32 protein-coding genes are annotated in these 25,208 nt (G+C 67.1%); 13 read left to right on the forward strand and 19 right to left on the reverse strand.

Going from position 1 to position 25,208, the window contains the following annotated elements; all coding sequences use genetic code 11:
- Positions 1-119 precede the first annotated feature (119 nt).
- Positions 120-668: a PH domain-containing protein gene (locus tag ACSZL9_RS01385; protein WP_446663667.1), complete on the forward strand. Its 549-nt coding sequence runs from the start codon at positions 120-122 to the stop codon at positions 666-668.
- Between the two features lie 30 nt (positions 669-698).
- Here the strand turns inward: ACSZL9_RS01385 and ACSZL9_RS01390 are convergent, their stop codons facing one another.
- Complete coding sequence (locus ACSZL9_RS01390) at positions 699-1,613, reverse strand: 5'-3' exonuclease (protein ID WP_446663668.1); 915 nt, start codon at positions 1,611-1,613, stop codon at positions 699-701.
- Between the two features lie 48 nt (positions 1,614-1,661).
- Here ACSZL9_RS01390 and ACSZL9_RS01395 point away from each other — a divergent pair, with 48 nt between their 5' ends.
- Positions 1,662-2,105, forward strand: coding sequence for an Lrp/AsnC family transcriptional regulator (locus ACSZL9_RS01395; RefSeq protein ID WP_446663669.1), 444 nt, complete (start codon positions 1,662-1,664; stop codon positions 2,103-2,105).
- A gap of 21 nt (positions 2,106-2,126) precedes the next feature.
- On the opposite strand, the gene ybaK is transcribed toward ACSZL9_RS01395, so the two are convergent.
- Positions 2,127-2,633, reverse strand: coding sequence for a Cys-tRNA(Pro) deacylase (ybaK, locus tag ACSZL9_RS01400; RefSeq protein ID WP_446663670.1), 507 nt, complete (start codon positions 2,631-2,633; stop codon positions 2,127-2,129).
- 381 nt (positions 2,634-3,014) lie between these two features.
- Between ybaK and lnt the strand changes: the two genes are divergently transcribed.
- Genes lnt through ACSZL9_RS01415 form a run of 3 tightly spaced genes read left to right on the forward strand, consistent with a single transcriptional unit; the run spans position 3,015 to position 5,912 of the window.
- A complete protein-coding gene (gene lnt, locus ACSZL9_RS01405; protein WP_446663671.1) occupies positions 3,015-4,619 on the forward strand; it encodes an apolipoprotein N-acyltransferase in 1,605 nt (534 codons plus the stop codon).
- Positions 4,612-5,406, forward strand: a complete 795-nt coding sequence (locus tag ACSZL9_RS01410) for a polyprenol monophosphomannose synthase (RefSeq protein ID WP_446663672.1) — start codon at positions 4,612-4,614, stop codon at positions 5,404-5,406. The genes lnt and ACSZL9_RS01410 overlap by 8 nt, the downstream gene beginning before the upstream one ends.
- Positions 5,403-5,912 carry an FxsA family protein gene (locus ACSZL9_RS01415; protein ID WP_446663673.1) on the forward strand — a complete coding sequence of 170 codons (510 nt, stop codon included), beginning with the start codon at positions 5,403-5,405 and terminating at the stop codon, positions 5,910-5,912. The genes ACSZL9_RS01410 and ACSZL9_RS01415 overlap by 4 nt, the downstream gene beginning before the upstream one ends.
- A 137-nt stretch (positions 5,913-6,049) precedes the next feature.
- Here ACSZL9_RS01415 and ACSZL9_RS01420 read toward each other — a convergent pair whose 3' ends face one another.
- The 3 genes from ACSZL9_RS01420 to ACSZL9_RS01430 all read right to left on the reverse strand — a co-directional run bounded on the left by ACSZL9_RS01420 (position 6,050) and on the right by ACSZL9_RS01430 (position 8,882).
- A complete protein-coding gene (locus ACSZL9_RS01420) occupies positions 6,050-6,412 on the reverse strand; it encodes an RNA polymerase-binding protein RbpA (protein WP_446663674.1) in 363 nt (120 codons plus the stop codon).
- Positions 6,413-6,743: 331 nt separating this feature from the next.
- Complete coding sequence (locus ACSZL9_RS01425) at positions 6,744-8,120, reverse strand: MFS transporter (RefSeq protein ID WP_446663675.1); 1,377 nt, start codon at positions 8,118-8,120, stop codon at positions 6,744-6,746.
- A gap of 72 nt (positions 8,121-8,192) precedes the next feature.
- Positions 8,193-8,882 carry a DsbA family oxidoreductase gene (locus ACSZL9_RS01430; RefSeq protein WP_446663676.1) on the reverse strand — a complete coding sequence of 230 codons (690 nt, stop codon included), beginning with the start codon at positions 8,880-8,882 and terminating at the stop codon, positions 8,193-8,195.
- 143 nt (positions 8,883-9,025) lie between these two features.
- Here ACSZL9_RS01430 and ACSZL9_RS01435 point away from each other — a divergent pair, with 143 nt between their 5' ends.
- The gene (locus ACSZL9_RS01435; protein ID WP_446663677.1) at positions 9,026-10,135 is read left to right on the forward strand and encodes a DNA glycosylase AlkZ-like family protein; all 1,110 of its coding nucleotides are present in this window, start codon (positions 9,026-9,028) and stop codon (positions 10,133-10,135) included.
- Here ACSZL9_RS01435 and ACSZL9_RS01440 read toward each other — a convergent pair.
- Entirely contained in the window at positions 10,110-10,661 is a 552-nt protein-coding gene (locus tag ACSZL9_RS01440; RefSeq protein ID WP_446663678.1) for an NADPH-dependent FMN reductase, read from the reverse strand. The genes ACSZL9_RS01435 and ACSZL9_RS01440 overlap by 26 nt on opposite strands.
- A gap of 186 nt (positions 10,662-10,847) precedes the next feature.
- Between ACSZL9_RS01440 and ACSZL9_RS01445 the strand changes: the two genes are divergently transcribed.
- On the forward strand, positions 10,848-12,050 hold the full coding sequence (locus tag ACSZL9_RS01445; protein WP_446663679.1) for an ATP-binding protein: 1,203 nt from the start codon (positions 10,848-10,850) through the stop codon (positions 12,048-12,050).
- Positions 12,051-12,060: 10 nt separating this feature from the next.
- Here the strand turns inward: ACSZL9_RS01445 and ACSZL9_RS01450 are convergent, their stop codons facing one another.
- From ACSZL9_RS01450 to ACSZL9_RS01490, 9 genes are all read right to left on the reverse strand, one after another.
- Entirely contained in the window at positions 12,061-12,570 is a 510-nt protein-coding gene (locus tag ACSZL9_RS01450; RefSeq protein WP_446663680.1) for an N-acetyltransferase family protein, read from the reverse strand.
- Positions 12,571-12,636: 66 nt separating this feature from the next.
- On the reverse strand, positions 12,637-13,287 hold the full coding sequence (locus ACSZL9_RS01455) for a (2Fe-2S)-binding protein (RefSeq protein WP_446663681.1): 651 nt from the start codon (positions 13,285-13,287) through the stop codon (positions 12,637-12,639).
- The gene (locus tag ACSZL9_RS01460) at positions 13,284-13,844 is read right to left on the reverse strand and encodes a hypothetical protein (protein WP_446663682.1); all 561 of its coding nucleotides are present in this window, start codon (positions 13,842-13,844) and stop codon (positions 13,284-13,286) included. The genes ACSZL9_RS01455 and ACSZL9_RS01460 overlap by 4 nt, the downstream gene beginning before the upstream one ends.
- A 45-nt stretch (positions 13,845-13,889) precedes the next feature.
- Entirely contained in the window at positions 13,890-14,270 is a 381-nt protein-coding gene (locus ACSZL9_RS01465; protein ID WP_446663683.1) for a VOC family protein, read from the reverse strand.
- A 50-nt stretch (positions 14,271-14,320) separates the two neighbouring features.
- Positions 14,321-15,088, reverse strand: coding sequence for an SDR family oxidoreductase (locus ACSZL9_RS01470; protein WP_446663684.1), 768 nt, complete (start codon positions 15,086-15,088; stop codon positions 14,321-14,323).
- A gap of 120 nt (positions 15,089-15,208) precedes the next feature.
- Positions 15,209-16,150: a phage tail tip lysozyme gene (locus ACSZL9_RS01475; RefSeq protein WP_446663685.1), complete on the reverse strand. Its 942-nt coding sequence runs from the start codon at positions 16,148-16,150 to the stop codon at positions 15,209-15,211.
- A 146-nt stretch (positions 16,151-16,296) separates the two neighbouring features.
- The gene (locus tag ACSZL9_RS01480) at positions 16,297-16,581 is read right to left on the reverse strand and encodes a helix-turn-helix domain-containing protein (protein ID WP_446663686.1); all 285 of its coding nucleotides are present in this window, start codon (positions 16,579-16,581) and stop codon (positions 16,297-16,299) included.
- Positions 16,582-17,087: 506 nt separating this feature from the next.
- Positions 17,088-17,477 carry a VOC family protein gene (locus ACSZL9_RS01485; RefSeq protein ID WP_446663687.1) on the reverse strand — a complete coding sequence of 130 codons (390 nt, stop codon included), beginning with the start codon at positions 17,475-17,477 and terminating at the stop codon, positions 17,088-17,090.
- A 69-nt stretch (positions 17,478-17,546) separates the two neighbouring features.
- Positions 17,547-18,395: a phosphotransferase gene (locus ACSZL9_RS01490; RefSeq protein WP_446663688.1), complete on the reverse strand. Its 849-nt coding sequence runs from the start codon at positions 18,393-18,395 to the stop codon at positions 17,547-17,549.
- 24 nt (positions 18,396-18,419) lie between these two features.
- Here ACSZL9_RS01490 and ACSZL9_RS01495 point away from each other — a divergent pair, with 24 nt between their 5' ends.
- Complete coding sequence (locus ACSZL9_RS01495) at positions 18,420-19,226, forward strand: GNAT family N-acetyltransferase (RefSeq protein WP_446663689.1); 807 nt, start codon at positions 18,420-18,422, stop codon at positions 19,224-19,226.
- Positions 19,227-19,400: 174 nt separating this feature from the next.
- On the opposite strand, the gene ACSZL9_RS01500 is transcribed toward ACSZL9_RS01495, so the two are convergent.
- Positions 19,401-19,529: a hypothetical protein gene (locus ACSZL9_RS01500; RefSeq protein ID WP_446663690.1), complete on the reverse strand. Its 129-nt coding sequence runs from the start codon at positions 19,527-19,529 to the stop codon at positions 19,401-19,403.
- Between the two features lie 4 nt (positions 19,530-19,533).
- On the opposite strand from ACSZL9_RS01500, the gene ACSZL9_RS01505 reads away from it, so the two are divergent.
- On the forward strand, positions 19,534-20,307 hold the full coding sequence (locus tag ACSZL9_RS01505; protein ID WP_446663691.1) for a DUF3048 domain-containing protein: 774 nt from the start codon (positions 19,534-19,536) through the stop codon (positions 20,305-20,307).
- A 9-nt stretch (positions 20,308-20,316) separates the two neighbouring features.
- Here the strand turns inward: ACSZL9_RS01505 and ACSZL9_RS01510 are convergent, their stop codons facing one another.
- A complete protein-coding gene (locus ACSZL9_RS01510) occupies positions 20,317-21,480 on the reverse strand; it encodes an MFS transporter (RefSeq protein ID WP_446663692.1) in 1,164 nt (387 codons plus the stop codon).
- Between the two features lie 69 nt (positions 21,481-21,549).
- Here ACSZL9_RS01510 and ACSZL9_RS01515 point away from each other — a divergent pair, with 69 nt between their 5' ends.
- Both ACSZL9_RS01515 and ACSZL9_RS01520 read left to right on the forward strand, forming a co-directional pair.
- Complete coding sequence (locus tag ACSZL9_RS01515) at positions 21,550-21,912, forward strand: TraR/DksA family transcriptional regulator (protein ID WP_446663693.1); 363 nt, start codon at positions 21,550-21,552, stop codon at positions 21,910-21,912.
- Between the two features lie 42 nt (positions 21,913-21,954).
- Positions 21,955-22,509 (forward strand): adenylate kinase, encoded by a 555-nt coding sequence (locus ACSZL9_RS01520; RefSeq protein ID WP_446663694.1) that lies wholly within the window; start codon positions 21,955-21,957, stop codon positions 22,507-22,509.
- A gap of 241 nt (positions 22,510-22,750) precedes the next feature.
- Here the strand turns inward: ACSZL9_RS01520 and ACSZL9_RS01525 are convergent, their stop codons facing one another.
- A complete protein-coding gene (locus tag ACSZL9_RS01525) occupies positions 22,751-23,152 on the reverse strand; it encodes a hypothetical protein (RefSeq protein WP_446663695.1) in 402 nt (133 codons plus the stop codon).
- Between the two features lie 149 nt (positions 23,153-23,301).
- Here ACSZL9_RS01525 and ACSZL9_RS01530 point away from each other — a divergent pair, with 149 nt between their 5' ends.
- Entirely contained in the window at positions 23,302-23,619 is a 318-nt protein-coding gene (locus ACSZL9_RS01530) for a hypothetical protein (protein WP_446663696.1), read from the forward strand.
- A 19-nt stretch (positions 23,620-23,638) separates the two neighbouring features.
- Here the strand turns inward: ACSZL9_RS01530 and ACSZL9_RS01535 are convergent, their stop codons facing one another.
- A complete protein-coding gene (locus tag ACSZL9_RS01535) occupies positions 23,639-24,466 on the reverse strand; it encodes an SDR family NAD(P)-dependent oxidoreductase (protein WP_446663697.1) in 828 nt (275 codons plus the stop codon).
- A gap of 48 nt (positions 24,467-24,514) precedes the next feature.
- On the opposite strand from ACSZL9_RS01535, the gene ACSZL9_RS01540 reads away from it, so the two are divergent.
- Entirely contained in the window at positions 24,515-25,078 is a 564-nt protein-coding gene (locus ACSZL9_RS01540) for a MarR family winged helix-turn-helix transcriptional regulator (RefSeq protein WP_446663698.1), read from the forward strand.
- Positions 25,079-25,208 lie beyond the last annotated feature (130 nt).

The raw sequence follows: 25,208 nt of genomic DNA on the forward strand, positions 1-25,208 counted from the left end.
CGTGTCGAGGTCAGGGCGTCGTTTCGACAAGCTCAACGACCACGGGGGAGTCTCAACCGCCGTGGTTCCGATGGCCGAGCTTGTGCGACTCCGTGCGCCGGTCATGGCAGGATGCCGACATGGCGTTCTCGGCAAAGCATCTGGCACGCGGCGAACAGATCGACCTGGAGCTGCGCACCCACATCAAGGAGATCTTCTTCCCCTTGCTGATCGGTGTGCTGACCATCGTCGTCGCACTGGCTGCATCGATCTGGATCAGCGACCAGGGCTGGTCGGGGTGGGCGACGCTGGCGGTCTGGATCGCGGCCCTGCTGATCCTGTGCATCGTCGTGCTGGTGCCGGTGCTGCGCTGGCTGACGACGATCTACGTCATCACCAACCGCCGGTTGATCACCCGCCGCGGCATCATCAACAAGTCCGGGCGCGACATCCCGCTCTACCGGATCAACGACGTGTCCTACGAAAAGTCACTGCTGGACCGCATTTTCGGCTGCGGAACGCTGATCATCAGCGACGCCAGCGAGCAGCGCGGGGTCCCGTTGCACGACGTGCCGCACGTCGAGGACGTGCAGGTCCGACTCAACGAGCTGCTCTACCACCAGGACGACGGCGGTGACGACGACGGCACCTTCCCGCCGAACGATCCGCGCAACCCGCGTCGCCAGTAGGCCGCGCCAACGCTCGTCGCGCGGCCGGTCTCAGCCGAGTCCCAGTGCCTTGAGCAGCCGGGTCACCGGCGTGGTCAGGTCGTGCTGCTCGGTCAGCTCCTGCAACCGACCGGGATCGGCCACCTCGCGGGGCAGTTCAGCCGTGAATCCCGTTGGCAGCTCGATGTTCTTGACGACTTCCACGACCCGCGGAGCGGCATCCAGATAGTCCTCGGCTGCCTCCAGCCGCTTGCGTTGCGCTCCCTTCAACGTCGGATCGCCGTCGGCGATCGCGGCACGCAGGGTGGTCAGGTCGCCATACCGGTTGATCAGCGTGGCAGCGGTCTTCTCGCCGACGCCGGTCACACCGGGCAGTCCGTCGCTGGAGTCACCGCGCAGCACCGCCATGTCGGCGTATGCCGCACCCGACGCAACGGCGTACTTGCGCTCCAGGAAGGCCTGATCGACGATGTCCGGCTCCCGCACACCTCCGCGCGCGGTGTAGAGCACGCGCACACTCTGCGCGTCGTCGACGAGCTGGAAGAGGTCCCGGTCACCGGTGACGACGTCCACCTGCGCCTTGCCGTGGGCACCCACAGCGAGCGTGCCGATGACGTCGTCGGCCTCGTAGCCGTCCAGACCGAGGCGCGTGATCCCCACTGCCGCAAGAACATCCACGATCACCGGCACCTGCGGGGTGAGGTCGTCGGGGGACTCCTCGACACCGTCGGTGCCCTCGACCATCCGGTGCGTCTTGTATGACGGGATGGCCTCGACCCGGAAGGCGGGCCGCCAGTCGTTGTCCCAGCAGGCGACCAGCTGGGTCGGCGCGTGGTCGCTGACCAGGGTCGCGATCATGTCGATGAACCCGCGAATCGCGTTGTTGGGCATGGCGTCCGGGGTCGCGCGCCGGTCCGGGACACCGTAGAAGGCACGGAAATAGAGACTCGCTGAATCGAGCAGCATGAGGCGAGGTTGCATGGGTTCATCGTGTCAGAGCTCTACAGTTCGGGCATGGAAGAACTCGACCGGCGGATCGCCCAGTTGCTGTCACAGGACGGTCGGCTCAGCTACACCGACCTCGGGAAGGCGACCGGGCTGTCGACATCCGCTGTGCACCAACGGGTTCGACGCCTGGAGGAGCGCGGCGTGATCCGCGGCTACCGGGCCCTGATCGATCACGACGCGGCCGGGATCCCGATGACCGCACTCATCTCGGTCACTCCGTTCGACCCGTCCGCTCCTGACGACATACCCGATCGACTACGGCACCTGACGTCGATCGAGTCCTGTTTCTCCGTTGCGGGGGACGAGAACTACGTGCTCAAGGTCCGTGTCGGCAGCCCCGCCGAGCTGGAGGTGCTGCTCGGTGAGATTCGTGCGGCCGCGAGCGCGACCACCCGCACGACGGTGGTGCTCAGCACGCCGTGGGAGGACCGGTCGCCGCTGACGGACTGACTGCGCGAGCCGGCGGCAGGCTCAGCGTGAGAGCTGTGCCGTGCGCGCGCCGGTGGTCGCGATGAGGTCCGCAGGAGACAGCTCGATGTCGAACCCGCGGCGGCCACCACTGACCAGGATCGTCGCGTGATCGCTCACGGACTGGTCCAGGAATGTCGGCAGCCGGCGCTTCTGGCCGATCGGACTGATGCCGCCGACGAGATATCCGGTGGTCTTCTCCGCGAGACTCATGTCCGCCAATGTGGCGCGTTTGCAGCCACATTCGCGCGCCAGCGCCTTGAGGTCCAGGCGTCGGTCGACCGGGACTATCGCAACCACCAGCCCCTTGTCGGCCGACAGATCAGTCTGCGCGACCAGTGTCTTGAAGAGTCGCTCGGCGGACACGTCGAGCGCAGCAGCGGCCTCCAAACCGTAGGACTCCGCAGCCTGATCGTGCTCGAACTCGTGAGTGGTGAAAGGGACCCCGGCCGCACGGAGAGCGGCGGTCGCGGGCGTCCCGGTGGCCTTCGATCCGTGATGGGTTGGCATGCCTACATGATGTCCCACGGCGTGTTGTGTCCGACACGCCGGGTGATGCTGAAAAAGTTCTGTGTGTTCGGATCGCGCTGACCTGCGCAAACGCGCGTTTGCGCAGGTCAGCGGGCTGTTGACAGTTCGCGAAGCATCGGTAAGTTCGTTCCCATCGTTCGGAGTTCGCGACTGCGGATTCACGAATTTGTGGGCGCGTGGATGGGCCCCTCGTTTAGTAGAAAACTTGCACGCCAGGGGAGACCCGTGCGGGCTTGGCCCCAACGACGAGGCGGCCCATCCGCGAGCCATTCGACTCACCCGACACCTCTGCAGTCGGGGAGTCCACCGCAATCACCCGACTGGGCGGCGACGTCCCGGACGCCCGGTTAGGCTTGCCCGGTGATCCTCCGACTCGCCCTGGCTGTCGCGGGCGGGCTCTGCCTCTGGCTGTCCTTTCCCGGTCCCGCGATCTGGCCGGCGGCGATCCTCGGTGTCGCACTCCTCGCCCTGGCGACCAAGGGCACCCGCGCACGCACCGGCTTCCTGCTGGGACTGGTCGGCGGGTTCGCGTGCTTCGGTCCGACCCTGCACTGGGCGGGCACCTACGTCGGCGCGGTGCCGTGGCTCGCGCTGGCAATCACCGAGTCGGTCTACATCGCGTTGATGGGTATGGCGTGCTCCCTCGCGCAGTCCGCCCGCCGGTGGGAACGCCTGCCGAAGTGGCTCAACGCACTGTCACCCGCGGACGGACCGCACGTGCGGCCGGTTGCGATCGCCCTGCTGTGGGTGCTGCAGGAGGCGGTCCGTGACTCGATGCCGTTCGGCGGCTTCCCGTGGGCCCGCCTCGCCTGGTCGACCGCCGGGTCACCCCTCGCGCACCTGGCGTCCGTCTTCGGCGCGCCCGGCCTGACCTTCGTGGTTGCCCTGCTGGGCGGCTGGCTCGCGCTAGCCATCGACCGCGTCCGCAGAGGTATGCCACCGGCACGCGCCATACTTCCTCGACTGTGGCCGGTCGTTGCCGGGCTCGCTGTCGTCGCAGTGGCGATGGTCTATCCGACACCCACCAGCGGCAAGAAGATGCAGGTGCTCGCCATACAGGGTGACGTGCCGACGTCGGGGTTGGACTTCAACGCACAGCGACGCGCCGTGCTGGACAACCACGTCAAGGTGACCGACGCCGCGGCGAAGAAGATCAAGGCAGGGGAGCTGCCGGAGCCGGCGATGGTGATCTGGCCGGAGAACTCCTCCGACATCGACCCGACCCGCAACGTCGACGCCGGCACCGAGATCGTGCGGACCGTCGACAACATCGGGGTGCCGGTCATCGTGGGGGCCGTGCTCACCGAGCCGGCACCGCAGACCAGCAACACGTCCCTGCTCTACGTGCCGGACAAGGGCATCACCGATCGCTACGTCAAGCAGCACCCGGTGCCGTTCGCGGAATACATGCCTTATCGCTCGTTCTTCCGCCACTTCAGCAGCGCGGTCGACCTCGCCGGCAACTTCGCCGCCGGCCACGAGACCGGGCTGTTCCGGGTGCCCACCAAACACGACGGCACCGTCAAGGTCGCGCCGATCATCTGCTTCGAGGTCGCCTACGACTCGCTGACCCGCAACCCGGTCAAGGACGGCGCGCAGATCCTCGCCGTGCAGACCAACAACGCGACGTTCGGGCGCACCGCGGAGTCCGAGCAGCAACTGGCGATCTCGCAGGTGCGGGCCATCGAGCTGGGTCGCTCGATCGTGCACATCTCGACGGTCGGAGTCAGCGGGCTGATCACGCCCGACGGCGTCGTGCACGACAAGACCGGGCTGTTCACGCCGAAGGCGTTGTCGGGAGCGCTGCCGCTGCGGTCCGGCGAGACACTCGCCGTTCGACTGGGAGCTCTGCCGGAGTGGCTCGGCTCGGCCGCGGCCTTGCTACTGTGCGGGATCGCCCTGGCGGGCAATCGTTCGGCCCGCCGCCGTTCCGAGTCCGCCGAGGAAGTTCGCCAGCTTGTCTGATCATCTCGTCCACCGTCGTCCTGCCCTGTCCAAGGTCCTCGTGCTGGTGCCGACATACAACGAGCGCGAGAACCTCCCGCTCATCGTGCAGCGCATCCGGAGCAACGTGCCCGACGCCGATGTGCTGGTGCTGGAGGACAATTCGCCCGACGGCACCGGAGACGTCGCCGACCAACTCGCCGCGGACGACGCCCGGGTGCAGGTGATGCACCGCGCCGGCAAGGAAGGTCTCGGCAAGGCCTACCTCGCGGGTTTCGCATGGGGCCTGGAGCACGGCTACGACGCGTTGGTCGAGATCGACGCGGACGGCTCGCACCCGCCGGAGCGACTGCCGACCATGCTTGCCGCGGCCGAAGGCGCCGACGTGGTCATCGGCTCACGCTGGATCCGCGGCGGCAAGGTCGTCAACTGGCCACTGCACCGAAAGCTCCTCAGCGTGGGCGGCAACATCTACGTCAAGACACTGCTGGGTATGCCGGTCAACGACGCCACCGCCGGCTACCGCGTCTATCGGGCCGACGCCCTGCGCGCGATCGGACTGGACGGGGTGGACTCCTACGGCTACTGCTTCCAGGCCGATCTGACCTGGCGGGCGATCCGTGCCGGACTGCGCGTCGTGGAGATCCCGATCACCTTCGTGGAGCGCGAGATCGGCCAGTCGAAGATGAACCCGGACATCGCCCAGGAGTCGCTGCGCAACATCAGTCGGTGGGGTTGGGAGTATCGACGCGATCAGATTCGTTCTATCGGTGAACGCCTCGCGCACCGATCGAAGGACGACAGATGAGCACCCCCACCGCCGGCCGCGCACCCTTCTGGGTGCGACTGCTGTTCGCCGTGACTTTGTGCATGCCGATCATCGAGGTCGTCGTCATCGTGCTGGTCTGGCAGGTCATCGGTTGGTGGACGCTGGTCGCGCTGGCTGCCTGCTTCTGCCTGGGTCTGGTGGTCATCAAGCGCGCGTCGGTCGGTGCTGCCCGGGAGATGCGCAGCGCCATGGCCGAGCGCCGGCCGCCGGCCCGTGAGGTCGCCGACGCTCCGCAGGCTCTGGTCGGCGGCGTGCTGCTGCTCATCCCCGGCTTCGTCACCTCGCTGCTCGGCATCATCCTGATCCTGCCCGGGATGCGCTCGGTCTCCCGCCGGTTGATGCAGGCCGTTGTCGGTCGCCGCATGGCGGCCGGGGGAGTGCACGTCGTCGACTACACCGCAACCCGCACCGACAGTTTCCGCAATGACCCGGAGGTCATCGAGGCGGAGATCATCGAGACCGACGAGGACCGCAAGAAGCCCTGAGTTTGGCCCCTTGAGCTGGCCGAGCTTGTCGAGGTCACGGTGTCGTTTCGACAAGCTCAACGATCACAAACACAAGGAGCCGACCGGACGAATCCGGTCGGCTCCTTCGTTTGTCCTGTCGGCTGTGTCGCCGTCGCTCAGGCGGTGCGCTTGCGGCGCGGCTTCTCACCACGCGAGGCGCGCAGCAGGGTCAGTCGCTCCTGCAGCAGCTCCTCCAGCTCGGGGATCGAGCGGCGCTCAAGCAGCATGTCCCAGTGGGTGCGCTGGTGCTTGACCGGCTTGCGCTCGGGCTCGGGTCCGTCCTGCAGCTTGGCCTCGGCGCCGCAGGTGCCGCACTCCCAGAGGCCGGGCACGTCCGCTTCGACCGAGAAGGGCAGCTCGCTGATGTGGCCCTGCTCGCAGACATAGCGCACGATCTGGCGCTCGCTGAACGCGATGTTGTCCTCGGTCTCCAGGGACAGGGTGCTCAGGTTGGTCCCTCGCAACGAACGCTCTGCCATGTCCACTCACTTCTCTCTCGTATCGAACCCAGCCGAGAACCTGCCCCCCTCGGGTCTTCCGGTCTCGGCGATCTAACTCGTGCAACGGTCAATCAGGCCGCGATGTTCCCGAGCGGACGACGCTCGGGAGGGTGTCGGTCGCATGCGGCCTACGCAATGGAAGACGTCCGGGCGGCCCAAAAGGTTGCGTATGTTACGCCTTCGAACGCGTCAGTATGCCGTAAAGCGCCGGAAAAGTCCCATCGGCGGCGCGTTGGCCGTGACCAGGATCACATTTACGACCTGAGGTTCGACCCTTCGACACTCTCCGAGCGACCGGTCGCGGGCCCGATCAGACGACCTGCGGCGGCGTGTTGCCCGCTTGGATGATGCCTTCGCGCACCCGCACGCCGCGCAGTAGCACGGCTCCGACACCGAAGAAGATGATCAGCGCGACGATCGAGTAGCGGTAGTCACGGAACCACTGGAAGACCAGGCCGAAGACGAGTGTGCCCAGCCAGCTGGTGCCGCGCTCCATCGCCTGATAGAGGCTGAAGAACTCCGACTCGCGGCCGGCCGGGATGAGCCCGCTGTAGAGGGAGCGGGACAGCGACTGCCCGCCACCCATCACCAGGCCGATGGCGCAGGCGACCAGCAGCCAGAGCACCAGATTCCGCTCCGGCAGCGCGCACGCGACGCAGACCACGGCGGTCCACAGGAACAGGCTGGAGTAGATCATCCGGTGGGCGCCGTGCCGGGCCGCCATACGAGCGAAGGCGAGCGCGCCGAAGAATGCGACGAACTGCACGAGCAGGATCGTGACCACCAGCTCGCTCTCGCTGAATTTCAGCTGCTTGCTGCCGTAGAGGCTGGCCGCCGCGATCACGGTCTGCATGCCGTCGTTGTAGAACAGGTAGGCCAGCAGGAAGCGCTTCGTCTGCGGATAGTCCCGCAGGGAGGCGAAGGTCGTGCGCAGCTGTCGGAAGCCGCCGATCCGATCGCGCAGTGGCGGCCGGCCCATCCGGGACAGGGCGCGCAGCCCGCGCAACGGGACGATCGCGAACAGGCCCCACCACAGGCCGGCGACGAGGAACGCCACGCGCACCGCACCCGCCTTGTCGAGTCCGACCGCGTCGTGGGTGACCAGCAGGACCAGGGTCGCGGCCAGCAGGGTGCCACCGCCGAGATAGCCGTAGGCCCAGCCACGCGCCGACACGTAGTCACGGTCGTCCGGCGGGGTGATGCGGATCATGATCGCCGAGTAGACGATCAGGGAGGCCCCCAGACAGAGGTTGGCGATGATCGCGAGGACCACCCCGAGCTGCCAGTCGGTGCCGCCGACCAGCACCATGGCGCCGGCCGCGGTGGCGCCGACATACGTGAAGCCCGCGAGGTAGCGCAGCGGGTGCGCCGAGCGGTCGACGATCGCGCCGATGAAGACCAGCACGACTGCGGAGATCACCGTGGAGACCGTCAGCACATAGGGGACGAGTGACCCTGGCGCGACGCCGATCCCGAGAACGTTCAGGTTGTTGTCACATGCCTGGTCACTGGGCTGGTTGGGGCAGGCGACCTTGTTGGCGATCGAGGTCATGTATGGCGCGAAGAGCACCGCCGCGATGACGACCGTGTAGGAGCCGACGGCCCAGTCGTACCAATACCAACTGCGTTGCAGTCGCTTCTGCTCCGGGCTGGAGACTTGCACGTTGGGAGTCCGCAGCAGGGTCACGCGCGACACTGTGGCACATTCGGCCGCCCGGTGTGTGGTGTTCGGGCGGCGGGCCGTATGCCCGGCCGGGCGTCAGCAGCCGTCGGGCCCGCAGGCGGCCCCTTCGGCGTACTGCATCGTCAGGGGATGGGCGGCCTGCCAGGCCTGCTCGAGTGCGCCTGTGAAGGTCGCGGCCGGCTGCGCGCCGGAGACGCCGAACTTCTCGTCGATGACGAAGAACGGCACACCCTGGATGCCGTAGGCGCGAGCCTGGGCGAAGTCACGCTCGACCTCGGTGCGCACCTGCGGGTCGTCGAGTGCCTCGCGGACCTCGGTCGCGTCCAAGCCGTGCCGGGCGCCGATCTCTGCCAGTTGGTCAGCGTCGCCGATGTCGACGCCGTGCTCGAAGTGAGCAGACAACAGCGCTTCCTTCACCTCGTCCGCGACACCGTGGCGCGCGGCGAGATGCAGCAGGTGGTGCGCCCGCATGCTGTTGGCGACGACCAGCTTGTCGAAGTCGTAGTGCAGACCTTCGCCGGCGGCCTGCTCGGCGACGTGGGCGAACATCTGCTGCACCTGGTCGCGCGGCATACCCTTGCGCGCTGCGAGGTAGTCGACCTCGGAGCCGTCGTAGTGCTCGGGCAGCGTGGGGTCCAATTGGTAGCTGTGCCAGGTGATTTCGACATCGTCGGCGTGCGCGAAGTCGCGCAGCCCTGCTTCGAAGCGGCGCTTACCGATGTAGCACCAGGGGCAGGCGATGTCGGACCAGATGTCAACCTTCATGTATGTCGCAACGGCGCCGCGACCCCCGACATTCCGGCCCCTCAATTTCGCCCAATGACGGCTTCCTCGGCGAGTGACGGCGTCATACCGCCGTCACTCGACGAACGCGCCGTCAGTCGGTGCGGTGCGTTAGCGTGCGCGGGATGAGCGTCCTCCGACTGTCCCGCGCCGAGGCTCGACGGATCGCGGTGCGCGCGCAACTGCTCGCCGCGCCTCGCCCGGTGGAGTTGCTCGACGTCGTGCGACACCTCGCCTCGGTGCAGGTCGACCTGACCGCCGCGGTCGCGCCCAGCCCGGAGCTGGTGTGCTGGAGCAGGCTGGGCGCGGCATACCGACTGGGTGACCTGGACGACCTCTTCGACGCGCGGGAGGTCGTCGAACTGCGCGGGCGGATCATGCCTGCCGAGGACATCCGGTTCTACCGCGCCGAACTCGAGGACTGGGGCCGCCATCCGCGGGTCGAGTGGCAGGAGATGTCCGCCGACTGGGTGGACTCCAACGACCTGTGTCGTCGCGAGATCCTCGACCGCCTGGCAACCGAGGCGCCGCTGCCCGCCGCGGCATTCGACGACACCTGCCAGGTGCCGTGGCGCTCCAGCGGGTGGACCAACAACCAGAACGTCGTCCGGCTGATCGACTTCATGGAGAGCAGGGGAGAGGTCGCCGTCGCCGCACGGGGTGAGCGTGGTGAGCGGCTGTGGGATCTGGCCGACCGGGTCTACCCCGAGACGGACACGGTGCCGCTGGACGATGCGATCGCCCAGCGCGCGCAGCGGTCACTGCGCGCACTCGGGCTGATGCGTTCTCGCGTCTATGACCTGGCCGGCATCCTGCGCAAGGACATCGAGCTGCCGGGTGAGCCCGCGGTCATCGACGGGGTGCGCGGGCAGTGGCGCGTCGACCCCGACCAGCTGGACCGGTCGTTCCGTGGGCGCGCCGCGTTGCTGTCACCGCTGGACCGGCTGGTCTTCGACCGGAAGCGCATGGAAGACATCTTCGACTTCGACTACCAGCTGGAGATGTACAAGCCGAAAGCCAAACGACGGTGGGGCTATTGGGCGTTGCCGATCCTGTATGGCGACAGGCTCGTCGGCAAGGTCGACGCCACCGCCGACCGCGAAACTGGTCGGCTGGTGGTCCACGCCATCCATGAGGACGTCGACTTCAGCGCGACCATGCGCTCCGCGGTGAGGCGCGAAATCAACGCACTGGCAACACTTTTGGGACTCAGACGACCTGCAGGCGATCGGTGAGCGACACCAGACCGTCGAGCAGCGCCTTGAGCTCGCCCTCACGACGGTCCTGCGGTTGCAGGCCGCCCTCACCGAACTCGGTGAACATCTGCAACGACACCTGGTGGCGCACGTCGATCATGTGGAAGTTGGCCACGATCTGCCGCCACTGCTCGACCGCGCGCACGCCGCCCTCGGCGCCATACGACACGAAGCCGATGGTCTTGCCGGTCCACTCCGGGCTGAGGCTGTCGAAGGCGTTCTTCAGCGCGCCGGGGACGCCGTGGTTGTACTCCGGGGTGATCAACACGTAGCCGTCGCAGGCGTCGATGGCCTGGCTCCAGCGGGTGACCTCGGGGGAGTCGTAGGTGCGGTTGGCCATCCCCGGCGATGTCGCCGACGTCAGCAGCGGCAGCTGGAACTCCTTGAGGTCCAGCACCTCGAAGTCGGCACCGCCGGTCGTCTGGGCATGCTCACGCACCCACTCGGCGACCAGCTCGCCCTTCCGGCTGTCACGGACAGATCCAAGAATGATTCCGATCTTCACGTGACCTGATGCTAATCGGGGAGCGGACAGGTTGAAAATCGAACGACCTCGGTCGCCTGGTCCTCCCGCCGTCACGTCGTTGTATGACGAGGCGGCAAGATCCACCCGAACTGTCACCCCTGGCCGATACGCTTGTAGACGTTTGCACTGATCCGTATAAACGCAGCTGTCGACTCGAGGCACTACATGGCGCAACCCAGTCCCTACACACCGGGCGCTGTCGCGCGCGAAATCCCCGGCCGCAACAAGCAATTGGCTGCGATCGAGGAACGTCTCGACATGATGACGATGGTCGGCCGGATGGTGCCGCGGATCCGGGTCGATCACGGCCCGCGCGGCGTGGGCAAGACCTCGCTGCTGCGGCAGGTCGAGCAGCGCGCGAAGGCCAAGGACGCCGACGCCATCTGGGTCACAGCAGGGGAGTCGGCAGGCCTGGTGCCGGCGATCGCGGACGCGGCCGAGCGACTGGTGCGCCGCTGGCCGGCCAAGATGCGCCATCGGGTCACCGAGGCCCTGTCACATCTGGAGCTGAAGGTCACCGGCGGCGTGCCGGGAGTGGCGAGCATCGAGGCAGGCTGGAGTGCCGCCGGCGGGCTGCGCCGGGCACGCGGCGCGACCCGTGAGTTCGAGGACCTCGTGGTGGCGACCGCGGAGGCGTCCTTGGAACGCAAGCACGCCGGCCTGGTCATCCTGATCGACGAGGTGCAGGCTGCCGATCCGGCGAGTCTGCGCACGATCTCCTACGCCTGGCAACACTTCCAGTCCGAGCGTCGCGAGCTGCCGGTGGCGTTGTTCGCCGCAGGCCTGCCCGAGAGCGTCGCGGTCATCAACGCGGCGGTCAGCAACTCCGAGCGATTCGCCTACCGCCAGCTGAAGGATCTGACGCCGGAAGCTGCGGCTGTCGCACTGGCGAACCCGGCACGGCAGCTCGGCGTCGGCTGGAGCGCGGACGCCCTCGACACTGCTGTGCGGTATGCCGCGGGTTATCCGCACACCGTGCAGTTGATCGGCGAAAACGCTTGGCACCATGCGGGATTCCCCGATCCCGGCGCGACGATCAAGCGCAGCCATGTCGAGGCAGCGGCCGCCGACGTCGAAGAGGATCTGCGTGAGCTGTTCACTGCTCGTCTGTCGAAGGTGACCCGCTCCGTCGAGCTGGACTTCGTGCTGACCATGGCGCGCCTGGGTGACGGCCCGGTCCGGCGCAGCCAGATCGCTGCCGAGATGGGCAAGCCCTCCGACGCCCTCGGAGTGCCGCGGGGGCGCCTGATCGGTGCCGGCATCATCACCGACAGCAGTCACGGTTATCTGGAGTTCACCGTGCCGGGGTTCGCGGCGTTCGTGCGTGATGTGCACGGCCTGCCGGAGCCGACCGACTCAGCGGACTGATTCAGCCGATTCACCCTGCCGACTGACCTGGCCGCTGCATCCGCTGGTCGTAGCAGCGCCACGTGTCGTCATACCGCTCGGTGCCGTCGAGTGCGAAGCCGAGCTTGCGGTAGAAACCGATGGCCCGCTCGTTGCCCCGCAGCACCCACAGGTACGCGTCCGCGTCGCCCACTGCCTGCGCCATCAGGTCCTGTGCGACACCGCGCCCGTGCCAGCGCGGCGCGACGTTGAGGCTGCGGATCTCGACCGGCTGCGGCGGTCTCTCGTCGGTCGCGGGCCCGACCTCCACGATGCCGACCGGCTGATCGTCGACGTATGCCGCCAGGACGGTGTGTCCCAGGTCGCCGGACCGGAGCCGGGCGATTGTCGTCTCCCAGCGCTGCGTGCTGCGAGCAACGTCCAACTGGTCGAGCAGCGGTTGCTCGATCAGGCCGCGGTAGGCGTGGCGCCATACAGCGACGTGCAGCGTGGCCAGTGACTCCGCGTCGGCGGGTGCTGGTGGTCTGATCGTCCAATCCACGCACGCGAGTATGCCGCAGCAGCCTACGCAGGACGCGGAGGTGGCAGCTGTCGTGTCAGGGTCATGTCAGCGGCTCAGGACACAGTCTCCGCACAGGCCGATCCCTGCCCGGTAGATCAGGCAGCAACTCCGGCGGCGGAAGTCCGGACCGGTGCGGAGCGTGCCGCCGGCGATCCGTGCGTCGGTGAGCAGATCGTCGGCAGCCTGCTGCGCGGTCGGAAGCAGCTCAGGGCGGGCCGTTCGCAGCAGGTTGAGAGTGCTGTTGGCCGCTGATCCGACGTTGCCCCACAGCACCTGGGGGCTCACGTCATAGGTCTGCTGGACTCGGAGCGTGTAACTCTCAATCACACTGTCGTGCAACGGGTCCCGCGCTGTGTCGCGGCGTGCGGCGGACAGTGTCAGCATCGCTCCTTCGGGCTGTGACCACCAGATCTCGGCCTCGCTCAGGTCGATCGAGAAGCCGAGGGATCGAGCACAGATGTGCGCCGCGACGAATCGGGCGACCAGCCCGAAGTGCTCGGTGGACGCGGCCGTGCGGTCGTCCACAGGGACGTCGCCCGTGGAGCCCAGCGCGCGTGCGACGTGCTCGACCCGCGCACGCAACGCGGTCCCATCGATGCGAGTCGTCAACGGCTGCCACGGCGGGGTCGGGGCGGCGACAGGGGAGTGGACCGCGAACGCCAATGCGCTGCCGAGGCCGAAAGGGTCGTCGGTCACGATGCGATCCGATCGATCAGCGCCCGCAGCGGCTCCGGCAACTGCCACGGTTGCATCGCGGTGGTCAGTGCGTCGGCAAGCAGCTCCTTCCGACCGGACGCCACGCCGCAGAAGCGATGTAGCTGATCGTCCAGCGGGCGGTCCGCCCACGCCGGTTGTTGCTGCAGCGTCGCGAGTTTGGCACCGAGTCCGAGTTGCTCGATCACGGCGACCACCTGGGCGGTGCCGAGCGCTCGGATCAGCTCCTCCTCCAGGTCGGCGTGACACACGAAGAAGCCGTATGTCGGCAGGTCACTCGCGTCCCGGACCGGTCGACCGATCTCGTGCAGGGCCTGCTCGACGAAGCGCACCTCGGGGGCATCGCACAGCCCGAGGATCTCCGGATCACCCGATGCACCGTGCCATCTGGCTGTTTCGCGACGCACGTTGGTCACGCCGCCGAGGTCGACAAGCTCCACCCCGCTCAGGTCGACGTGATGGGCTTTGGCCGCCGCGGTGAGCGCAGCTATGTCGCTGACTCCTTCGAGCAGCACGACCTTCCGCGTCGCTGCGCGCACCAGCAACACCTCCTCGTCGTCGCCCCGAGCTGACTCTACGCAGGGTCAGTCGGGGCGCACCGTGCTGAGGCAGAAGAGGTGTCCGACCGGGTCGACCATGACCCGCCATACGTCCGGTGCAGGTTGGGAGTCGGCCTCGCGCGCGCCGAGTGCGACGGCTGCTGCGACCTCGTTGTCCAGATCCTCGGCCGCGAGATCGAGGTGCATCTGTTGAGGACGCTCGTTGTTGGGCCACGTCGGAGCGGCATAGTCCGCGACGCGCATGAAGGTCAGCATCGGGCCGGCACCGGACAGAGCCACGACGCTGTTATCCGGGGTGGCGAATGCCTGGGTCAGGCCGAGCAACTGTGCGTAGAACTGCGCGAGCACGGCGGGGTCGGGGCAGTCGATGGAGATGGCGGCAAGTGGTGCAACACGGTCGGTCATGACGGAGACCCTAGGTTCCGACACCGACACCGGAATCCACACCGACACCGCTACTGAGCCGTGCGGAAACCGCCGTTGCTGTAGAGCACCTGTCCGGTGATCCACCCGCCGGCGGGGGAGAGCAGGAACGCCACGAGGTTGGCAGTGTCGCGCGGAGTGCCCAGTCGACCGGCCGGCGTCTGCTCGATGCCGAATGTGCGGATGTCGTCGTCCATCCAGCCGGTGTCGATGGGTCCGGGGTTGATCGCATTCGAGCGGATCCCCTTGTCCGCCAGTTCGATTGCGGCGGCAACGACCAGACGGTCCAGAGCGCCCTTGCTGGTGCCATAGGGAAGGTTGTGCGCTGCGTGATCGCTCGTCAGCGCCACGATCCGACCGGTCTCCGCTGCCTGCACGGAGCTCGGCAACTGCTCGGCGAATGCCTTGATCAGCAGCCAATTCGCCCGGACGTTGACGTCGTAGTGCCGGTCCCAGCTCTCGACGGTGGTGTCCAGGATGCCGCTGTCGACACCCTCGGTGTGTGCGAGCACCAACGCAGTGAGATCGCCACGGGTATTCGCCTGCCGCACAACCGATTCCGGGGCTGCTGTGTCGGCGAGGTCGGCAGGCACCAAGTCGACCGTGGCACCGAGGGCGCGGCATTCGTCGGCGATGGCCGTCGGATCGTCGTCACCCCGGTCCATGCCGAGCCGATCGTCATACGGCTGCCAGTGATTCAGCGTCAGATCCCAGCCGTCGCTCGCCAATGCAAGGGCGATCCCTGCTGCGATGCCGCGTCCTCGCCCGACGCCCGTGACCAGTGCCGTTCCGTGGGACATACAGACCTCCGCGCGAGTGATTCAGACGGGTGGAGGATAGGGCTGGAAGCTCGGACCGGTCCATGCATTTGTCGACGGCGTCGGTGCCGTGCCGCGACCGGCACGGCACCCTCGGCCGGCTCAGCCGCAGTGCGAGTAGGCGCTGGTCCAGCTGGTCGTGTTGACCTTCCCGCCCCACTTGACGCACTTCGAGGCGGCCGCCTTCCGGACCGGTCCGGCGTAGTAGGTGAAGTTGCCCGAGTCAGCCGCCTTGGTGCCGCCCTTGACCTGAAGCGTCGCTGCCACAGGGGATTTGGAGCCCAGCTTGGTGTGCTTCAGGGTGACGACACAGTTGGACTTCGTGCTGCTCTTGTAGAGCAGGTAGACGGTGCCCAGCTTGCCGAGCGCGTGCTTGTCGATGACCTTGTAGCCGCTGCCGCAGACCTGCGACGGGGTGTAAGGGTTGCCCCCGTTTCCGCCGCCGTACTTGTTGAAGACGTTCTTGGCCTCGGCGACCCGCCGGCTTTCGTTGCAGCTGCCGCATCCTTCGAACTTCCTCTCGAAGGCAACCGTTGCAGCCTTGATCGTGGTGGCCTTCTTCAGATCGGCGTAGCCGTAGCTGCTGAAGGTCTTCAGCTCGTACCACGTGAAGCCGAGCTGTCCCGAGAGCGACCAGCGTGAGACGCCGTGCTGGGCGGCATACCAGACCATGTTGTTCCTGCTGTCGTGGTCCCAACGGCCGCCGACACCCCACTGCGCGATGCCACGGCCCGGTCCGCCGCCGGACTGCTTGATCGTCGGGTCGACGCCGGACTCGACGATCAGATTGCCGACGATGCCGGCCGACTGCCGCTTGGTCAGACCCTTCTTGACGAAGTAGTTGAACGCCGTCTTCTCGTTCGCGGCTATCGACAGCGGGGCGATGCCCGAGGTGTTCGGGCTCATGCCCAGCGCGTTCGTGTGCGGTGTGTCGGCACCACCGTCCGACCCGGCGGCCATCGCCGGTGACGTCACGGCACCCAGTGCGGCAGGCACTGTGACGAGTGCTGCGACGAGCGGAATGAGTCTGCTGCGGGTCTTCATCTGGATCGTCCTCCAACGGTCGCTCGATCGCTGGTCTCGGGATGCGGCCAGCGCGTGTCGTGTGGAGGAGACTTCTCCGGGGCGCTTCGATTCGGCTGCGAATGTGCTGCGTCGGACTCGCAGTGGCACCGAGGGTGCGGGGAGTCTCAGGCGGGCACGAACTCCTCGAGCGCGAAGTATGCCGCCGGCGGCATCCCGAGATAGCGGCGCCACTCCCGGGTGAGGTGTGCCTGGTCGGCATACCCCGACCGGGCTGCCGTCGCAGCCAGATCACCCGGGCGCGCCGTCGCCCAGGAGCGTTGGAATCGGAGCAGCCGTAGCAGTGACCCTGGGCTGTGTCCGAGCTCGGAGCGCACCGCCGCCCGCAGGTAGCGTTCGGACCATCCGGACAGCTGGGCGAGCTCTGCGATCGTGCGGGTTGGTTGCTGCACAACAGATCCCACAACTCCAGGCCGGTGCTGCCCGGCTCCGAGGACGGCAGTCGACGAAGCAACTCGTCGTGCAGGATCGTCAGGCTGGTCCACCCTGGCGCGGCCCGCAGCCGATCGACGAGCCCGTCCGCCTGACCGCCCAGGATCTCGGTCAACGACACGACGCCGTCGGCCAACGCTGCAGCCGGCACTCCGAAGAGAGCCCGCGCACCGGCCGGCGTGAGCATCAGCATGATGCCGTGCTGGTGACCGTCGTGGTGGATCGTGACGGGGGAGAGGTGTATGCCGGACAGCGATGCGTCGTGGGAGACATGCGACCCGTCCACGGCGGTCAGCCGCAGCTCCTCGGCCAGGTCGAGCACACACGCCAACGCTGCCGACGGCACTCCGACGTGCGTGCCGGGACGGTATCCGGTCATGCGGTAGCCGTGCAGCGAGGTCACATAGGGCCGCAGTGCAGGATGGACCGGGAAGATCGGCTGCTCATCCACCCGCCCACGGTAGACCTAACCTGCGTAGGTGCCGAAGCTCCAACGGTTGCCCTCCGAGTCCTTGATGCTGAACCCTTGCGAGCCGTAGTCCGCGTCCTCCATGGGCCGCACGACCTCAGCCTGCAAGCCCTCGGCGCGGTGCCAGACGTCGTCGGGGTCGTCCACGACGACATACACCGAAGCCTCGCCCTTGGCGACGTCGAACGGGCCCGGAGGATCCGTGCGGCTGCTGATCATGACGCGTCCGCCCTCCGGCCACAGCATCTCGCTGTGCTGGATGACACCGTCATCGTCCTCGACGACGATGCCCTCGGCGAATCCCAGTGCCGCCAGCCAGGTGCGTGCGGCGTGCGGGTCGTCATACGTGATGGCGGGCCAGATGTTGTGATCACGTTGCGTGTCCATCGGTCCACCGTCGCACCCGCGTGCGCTATGACGCTTGAAGAATCCGGCACGCTTCGGGAACGGCCGACCTCAACCGTCAGCCAGCGCTCGTTCGATCATGGCGTGTCCCTGCGCCTCGAACGCCTCGTCTCCCACGGCGTGCGCCCAGACCGCGGTGTTGATCGCCTCCCGCAGTCGCTCGCGGAACCAGGAGGCCGGTTCGCGCGGGTCGGCGCCATACCCTCGCACGAGGGCGTGCTCCCGTGCCGGGTCCTCCCGGAAGTCCCGTGCTTCCATGCGAAGCCAGTCAGTGAGCACCGGCCGCAGAGCGGCCCGGCCGAAGTCGATGACGGTGACCCGCCCCTCGTGGATCAGCCAGTTCCGCGGCTGCCAGTCCCCGTGGGTGGGGACGATCCGCACTGGGTCGGTCGGCCAGGACCTGACGATGCGGCGCAGATCCGCCGCGAGTGCGGGCGCGATGCGGTGGGGCTTGTCGAGGTTCCGCAGGATCTTGTCGTTCTCCTGCTGCTCGTATGACGCATCGACCCGGCCGGGCTGCGCGTGCAACAGGGCCAGCAGCTCGCCGGCCTGGCGGAACGTGTCGGGCTGCGCCTGTGCGGGTGACCCGAGCACGAGCTCACCCGGAAGGTATTCGGTGACAAGGATTTTCGCGTGTCGGTCACCGGCGACGAGTCGGGGAGCGCGGTCGCGCTCGACCCACGGCGTGAGCCAGTGTTCATGCGCGTCCAGTTCGCGTCCGATGTGGTGGTTGGACTCGCCGTCAGCCTTGACGATGTAGCGGGAACCGCCCGATTCGAGCTCGAGCACGGCGTTGTCGACCAGGCCCCAGCTGTGGTCTCGGACGACGTGCGCACCGGGCAGCCACTGCTCGAGCAGGTCACGCTGGGCAGCGGAGAGCGCGTTGAGATCCGTGGACATCGGGCTGACTGTAGCGTCGGGATCGTGACGTGGACCAAGCAGCAAGTTCTCGCGGCGTCGGATGCGTGGCGGTGGGTCCCGCCGGAGGCGGCGACATACGACATCGACGGCGTGCAGGTGATCGACTACCCGGAGTGGGCGTTCACCGGGTTCTACGTGACGCCGCTGGACACCCGACGCCCGGTTGCCGACCTGCCGTCGCTCATCGAAAGCATCTGCGCCGATGCCCGGACGCGGGGCAAGACGACCACGACCTGGTGGATCAGTCCGGCCACGTCACCGGACGGATTCGGCCACGCCCTCGCAGCCGCCGGCGGGCGGCTCACCGAAACTGCCGACATCTATGCATTCGACATGACGGATTCGCTTCCAGCAGTGGGGGATACGAGCGGCGTCCGCACGGAGCTCGTGGTCGATGAGCGGACGCTTGATGACTTCCGGATGGTCGCCGAAGCCGTCTGGCAGGACCCGCCGCAAACGGCCGAACGACGAGCGAGTCTGCTCGCGGAGGTCTCCCGGCCGATCGCGGAGACCCACGAATGCCGCGTCGTCGCGTATGACGGCGACGCGCCGGTCGCCATGGGCGGCATGCAGGTGGTCGACGGCGTATGCCGCCTCTGGGGCGCTGCGACGTTGGAGTCGGAGCGCGGTCGCGGCGCCTATCGCGCTGTGCTGCTGCGCCGCCTGCAGGAGGCGCGTGCGCTCGGAGCCACTCTTGCCCTCGTGCATGCGCGGATCGGCACCTCCGGGCCGATCGTGGCCAGATGCGGCTTCACGTCATACGGGCGCGGCTACTCCTACGAGCTACCGCTGGAGCCCGTGGCGCCCTGAAGCTCCTTGGAGCGGTGCGACGGTAGCGTTGCCGGCAATGACACGCACGAACCAACGACGCCACGCGGTCACAGCCGGGGTCGCGCTGCTCGCGCTGACCGCCGGCGGGTGCTCCAGCGGAAGCTCTGCCGACACAACCGGATCCTCGATTTCGACAAGTCGGAGTTCGACAAGTCATTCGTCGTCGACCTCCCAGACACATCGCTCATCCAGCCCGACGACGAGCGCACCGTCGTCCACGCCGCCGAAGAAGCCGAAGACCGACCCGCTGACCGGTGGGAAGAAGAACGGCAAGCCGGTCATCGCGGTGAAGCTGGAGAACACCGCCGCTGCGATGCCTCAGCAGGGCTTGTCGGCCGCCGACCTGGTCTTCGTCGAGGAGGTCGAGGGCAACGTGACCCGGCTGATGCCGATCTATCAGTCGAGCTACCCGCACCGGGTGGAGCCGGTGCGCAGCGCCCGGACCACCGACATCGACATCCTGCCGATGTTCGGCAAGCCGCTGCTCGTCTACTCCGGGGTCGCCTCACAGGTGCGGCCGAAGTTGACCAAGGCTTCGATCCGGTTGAACAGCAACGGGGCTCGCGACTCGAGTCGTGTTGCACCGCACAATGTCTACTTCAACCTGGCCAAGGCAGCCAAGGCAAGCGGGCTCTCGACCAGCAAGGACATCGGCCTGCGGTTCGCAGCGAAGGACCCACTGGTGAGCAAGGCGCCCGCGCAGCCGAAGGTCGCGGTGCGCGTCGGCGGTGACGACTTCACCTTCTCGTATGCCGCCGGCCGTTACCGACCGAGCTGGAACGGCCGCCCGTATACCGACAGCGGGAAGCCGGTCACCGCCGCCAACGTCCTGGTCGTGAAGACGAAGTCCGTCCCGGACTCCTACAAGGACCCGGCCGGCAACCCGGTCTACAAGTCGCTGTCGACCGGCTCCGGCAAGCTCGCGCTCTACCGCAACGGCAAGAAACTCAACGCCACCTGGCAGCGCTCGGCTCCGAACAAGCCCTTCCGCCTGCGCGCGGCGGGCGGGAAGCAGTTGCACCTTGCGCCGGGGAAGACCTGGATCCTGCTGCAGGCGTGAGTCCGACTGTCAAGCCTGGGGTTTCGGCACACGCAGGAACGCGGAGATGACCAGCGCCAGGATGGGCAGGATCAGCAGGACACTCAGTGACGTGCGCAGGCTCGTGGTGTCTGCGAGCCGACCGAGCAGCGGGTTCGCGAGTCCGCCGATGCTGACCGCGAGGCCGACGGTCACCCCGCTCGCGGTGCCGATCCGGTTGGGCAGGTAGTTCTGGCCGAGCAGCACGAAAACGCTGAACGGGATGTATGTCGCGATGCCGGTGATGGCCACACACACCATCGCAAGGGCCGTCGTGTTCGCCAGTAACGTGCCCACCAGGGCAGGGATCACCAGCGCGAAACCTGTGCGGATGCTCACGATCGGGCTGAAGCGGTCACCCAGCCAGCCACCGAGCAGGGTGCCCGCCGCACCGGTCACCAGGAAGACCGTCAATGCTGCGCCGCCGACCGTCTCGGACGCGCCGAAGTGATGGATGAAGTAGAGGGCGATGAAGGAGGTCACGCCGAAGAAGAGGATGGACCGAATGATCACGATGCTGGTCAGGGTCAGGAACGCGCGCCAGTCGTCCTCACCGCTCGGCAGGCGGGATGTCGCACGGTGTTCCGCGTGGCCGTCCAGGGTGTTGGTGAGCGTGCGTGAAAGGACCAGCGCCATCACGACCGCCGGCAGGATCAACAGGCCGGTGCCGTGGACGCCCAACCACAGCAACACCGTTGTGGCGACAAGGGATCCAAGCGCATAACCGGCGTTGCCGCCGAGTGCGAAGACACTCATCGCGGTGTTGCTGTTGCCGGCCGCCTGTCGTGCGCAGCGAGCAGCTTCGGGGTGGAAGGCCGCGATGCCGAGGCCGGACAACGCGACAACCAGCCAGGTCAGCGCGTATGTCGGCATCAGCCCTGCGAGGGCCGCGCCGACGCCGGCGAGCAGCATCCCGGCCGGCACCATCCAACGCCGCGATCGCCGATCGGCCAGCACCCCGAACGCGGGCTGAGCCACAGAGCTCAGCACCGTCGCAGCCAGCGTGATGCCGGAGACGGCCGCATAGCTGTAGTGCCGCTCGGAGACCAGGAACGGAAGAAGCGCAGGTATGACGCCCTGGTAGAAGTCGTCGACGACATGGGCACCGGACACCAGCACCACTCCGCGGACGTTGACCGGTGTCTTCTTGTGCACTCCTCGACGGTAGAGCGCCGCCCAACGCAGACGATCGCGGGGGAGCGGCGGCTTGCCTATCCTGTCCCGATGGACCCCGAAGTCGCACGGACCAACCTGCTGGAGAAGCGCGCCGACGCGATGCGGCGGTTGCGCGGGTTGGACGCGAGCTTCGCCGACATCGTGGAAGCAGCGCGCGACAGCAACCTGGATGACGAGCACGACCCGGAGGGCACCACGGTCGCCGTCTCGCGGGCGCAGGTGTCGTCGCTCGCCAGCGAGACCCGGCAACAACTCGACGCCATCGACGCCGCGCTGGAGCGCGTGGCGGACGGCTCCTACGGTGTGTGCAGTCGGTGCGGTCAGCGGATCGCCGATGCCAGGCTCGATGCGCTGCCCGTCACGACGACATGTGTCGACTGCGCGCGATCCGCCGGACGCGCCTCGTCGTAGCGGTCGCACGGGGGAGCGGCTCGACATACTTATGCTGACCGGGTGTCCCGTGCCGATGTCAGTGACCTGAAGAGCGCCCACCGTCTCCTGCTGTATGGCGTGACCGGAAGCGGTAAATCGACTGCGGCTGAACGGGTTTCGGTGGCGCTCGGACTGCCGTGTCACCTGGTCGACGAGGAGATTGGCTGGTTGCCCGGGTGGGTCGAGCGTGACCGTGCCGCGCAGCGCGAGATTGCGTCGCGAATCGTCGCAGGGGAGTGCTGGGTGTTGGACTCGGCATACGGGCACTGGCGGGACGTGGTGCTGCCGAGAGTCGATGTCGTCGTGGCGCTCGATTACCCCCGGTGGCTGTCTCTCGGACGGCTGGTGCGGCGCACCACGCGCAGGGTCGTGACCCGCAGACCTGCGTGCAACGGGAACATCGAGACGATCGGCAAGGTCCTGTCGCCGGACTCGATCCTGGTGTGGCACTTCCGGTCGTTCGCCGCCAAGCGGCAGCGCATCGCGGAGTGGTCGGCCGAACCTGCTGGCCCGCGGGTGCTTCGTGTCACGCACCCACGCGAGCTGGACGACCTGGTCACTGCGCTCGGTCGCTGACCCCGCGGCGATGGCGCCAGTCCGCGCCGTCTGGATTCGCGCTGCGCTCGGGGCCACGATGGCCACATCGTCAACACTCCGAGAAGATGGCCAACATGGCGGAGGATCGTCGAAATGCTGGGCGACCTGGACGCGGCAAACAAAGGTGGACCCGTTCCGAGCTGGCTACGTCAGGTCGTCAATCGTCAACAGCATGAACATGCCTCGCGGACGTGAGGTGCTTGCGGGCCGTGTGCGTGACCTAACGGCGCTTGTGTGACCAGCGCCACCGACGTCCTCGCGTCGAATGGTCCTGCTCTGCCGTGGTAGAGCGTGCGGCGATAGCCGGTGAGGACCGTGCGAACGAGGCCAGGCTCTTGAAATCCTCGCCTTGCAACACCCGTGCAGTCGTCGCAAATGGGAACCCGGTCATGCTGAGGACGCGAATGGCGTAGGCGCCGCGCGCTCGCTCGTGTTCAACCCACTCGCCGCCGTACGCGCGGATCGTCACCTCCCCGACATACGGGCCGATCAGCTTCCACCACAGGTCGAAGCGCTCCGCGGACAGGGAGCCGTCATCGAGCAGTCGCGCGCAGACTTCATCGAGCCGGGCGAGGCTGTCAACGGTCCAGTCGAGCCTCTCGTCGAACTGCTCGGCGACCAATCCCACGCACTGTTCAGCGATCTCGACAAGGCCCTCACGGTCTACTGACACGTCAGCATCCTGTCAGTTGGATCGCGGGATCGCGACCGCTGCCTCGCTTGCAGGCAGAAACGCCGTGGCGAACAACTTGATGGGGCAAGCTGGACAACATGACATGGATCGACGAGTACGGCTTCACAGAGCCCTTGGTCGACATGCGCGATCATCGCCCGCGTGCCGAACGGCTTGAGGCCGAGTTACGGCGCGAAGTCGGTCCCGGGCACCCTCTGCACGGACGAACATGGTCGGTGGTGGCTGACGCGTTGCCGAACGACGATGTGATCGTTCGCAGCGGATCGGACGTCGGCATCGTCCACCTGACTTGGTCGCGAGGCCCGGAGAGGTTGCCATGGCCAATGACCACCTTCGTCTCGTCCCCGGAAGCCCTCACGACGTATGTCGAGAACGAATACTGCTGGGATTCCTGACAGCTCGTGAGACCCCTGCTCAGAACCGAGTGCGCCGTCCCACAGGCTCCCAGCGATCCAGATCGTCAAGCTGCGCGGTGAGTTTGGTCCGGATCCGGTCGATCGCCTCTGGTCCCAACGGGATCCGCAGCGGCGTGTCCCCATCGGACACTGCATCGACGATGATCGCTGCGGCACGGGCCGGGTCATTCGGCTGAACGCCGTCCTGGCCACGGAAACGACCGCGCAATGCCCCGGCCGGTGTCTGCTCATAGTCTGCAATCGGCTCGGCGAAATCCATTGACCTACCGGCAAATTCGGTCCTGAACGGACCCGGCTCCACGATCAGCACCCTTATCCCGAGCGACGCCACTTCGCCGGCGAGAGCTTCCGACATACCCTCCAGTGCGAACTTGGAGGTGCCGTAGATCGCGTGCCCGGGATTGCCAACCACGCCGCCCACGGATGACATCTGCACAATGGTGCCGGACCGCTGGGCACGCAGCGTCGGGAGAGTGGCTCGTATGACGCTGGCTGCGCCCCGCACGTTGACTGCCAGCACCTTGTCGATCTGGGCCTCCGACAATTCCTCCAGTGCGCCGACAAGTCCGTGGCCGGCGTTGTTGACCACCACGTCGATGCGGCCGAAATGCTCGATCGATGCAGCGACCGCAGTGTCGATGCTGTCTCTGGCGGTGACGTCCAGGTGGCAGGGGAGGAGCGCGTCCGGCGAGGCTTCGAGCGTGATCGCGTCGACACAGCGCGCGGTAGCGACCACTCGGTGACCTCGTGAAAGTGCTTCTCGCGCAATGGCTTCGCCGAACCCAGTGTTGCTTCCGGTGATGAACCAGACCTTGTCTTCATTCATGCATCAGGTATATCTTGAGACTCAAGCTAGATGCAAGAGAGGCACCACGTGGCAGATAAGCAGTTCACCGCGCGCGACTCGCTGGGTCGCGAGATCGACGAATGGATCGACGCCATTCCCGGGGAGGTCGACACGCCCGCGGAGATCGTGCGGCAACGCATCGGGCGGATCGGTCGTCAGTTCGACAGAGTGCTGGCCGAGGTTGCCGACGAGCACGAGATGAGCACGGGGGACTGGGAAGCACTGTCGGTGCTCGCACGCGCAGCGGACGGCGCCGGGCTGACACCAGGGGAGATGGCGCGGGCGCTCGGGCTCACCTCTGGCACGGTCAGCGTGCGCATCGACCGCCTGACCCGGTCGGGGTTGATCGAACCTACGCAGGGCGCCGATGGGCGACAGCGTCCGGTGCGCCTCACGGGTCGTGGACGCGCTGCCTGGGGCGAGGCGACACTCGCGCGCACCAGCACCGAAAGCGCATTACTTCGGGATTGCCTCACGGACGAGCAGATCCGTGACCTGGGCAGCCTGCTCGGCATACTGCTGGAACGCCTGGAAACCAGCTACGGCCCGGCGCCTCGGCACGACATGACACGTGGCAGGTCGTCGCAGTGACGGGGCAATGGAGCTGATGAGGCTCAGCGGCTTCGGCTACCGCATGGGGCAGTGGGCCCGGTGTCCGAGAAGACGTTACTTGACATAATGTAGATTATCGGATCATTACACGGGGCTGCCGTTGGCCCCT

The sequence above is a fragment of the Flexivirga sp. B27 genome (genome assembly GCF_052905685.1).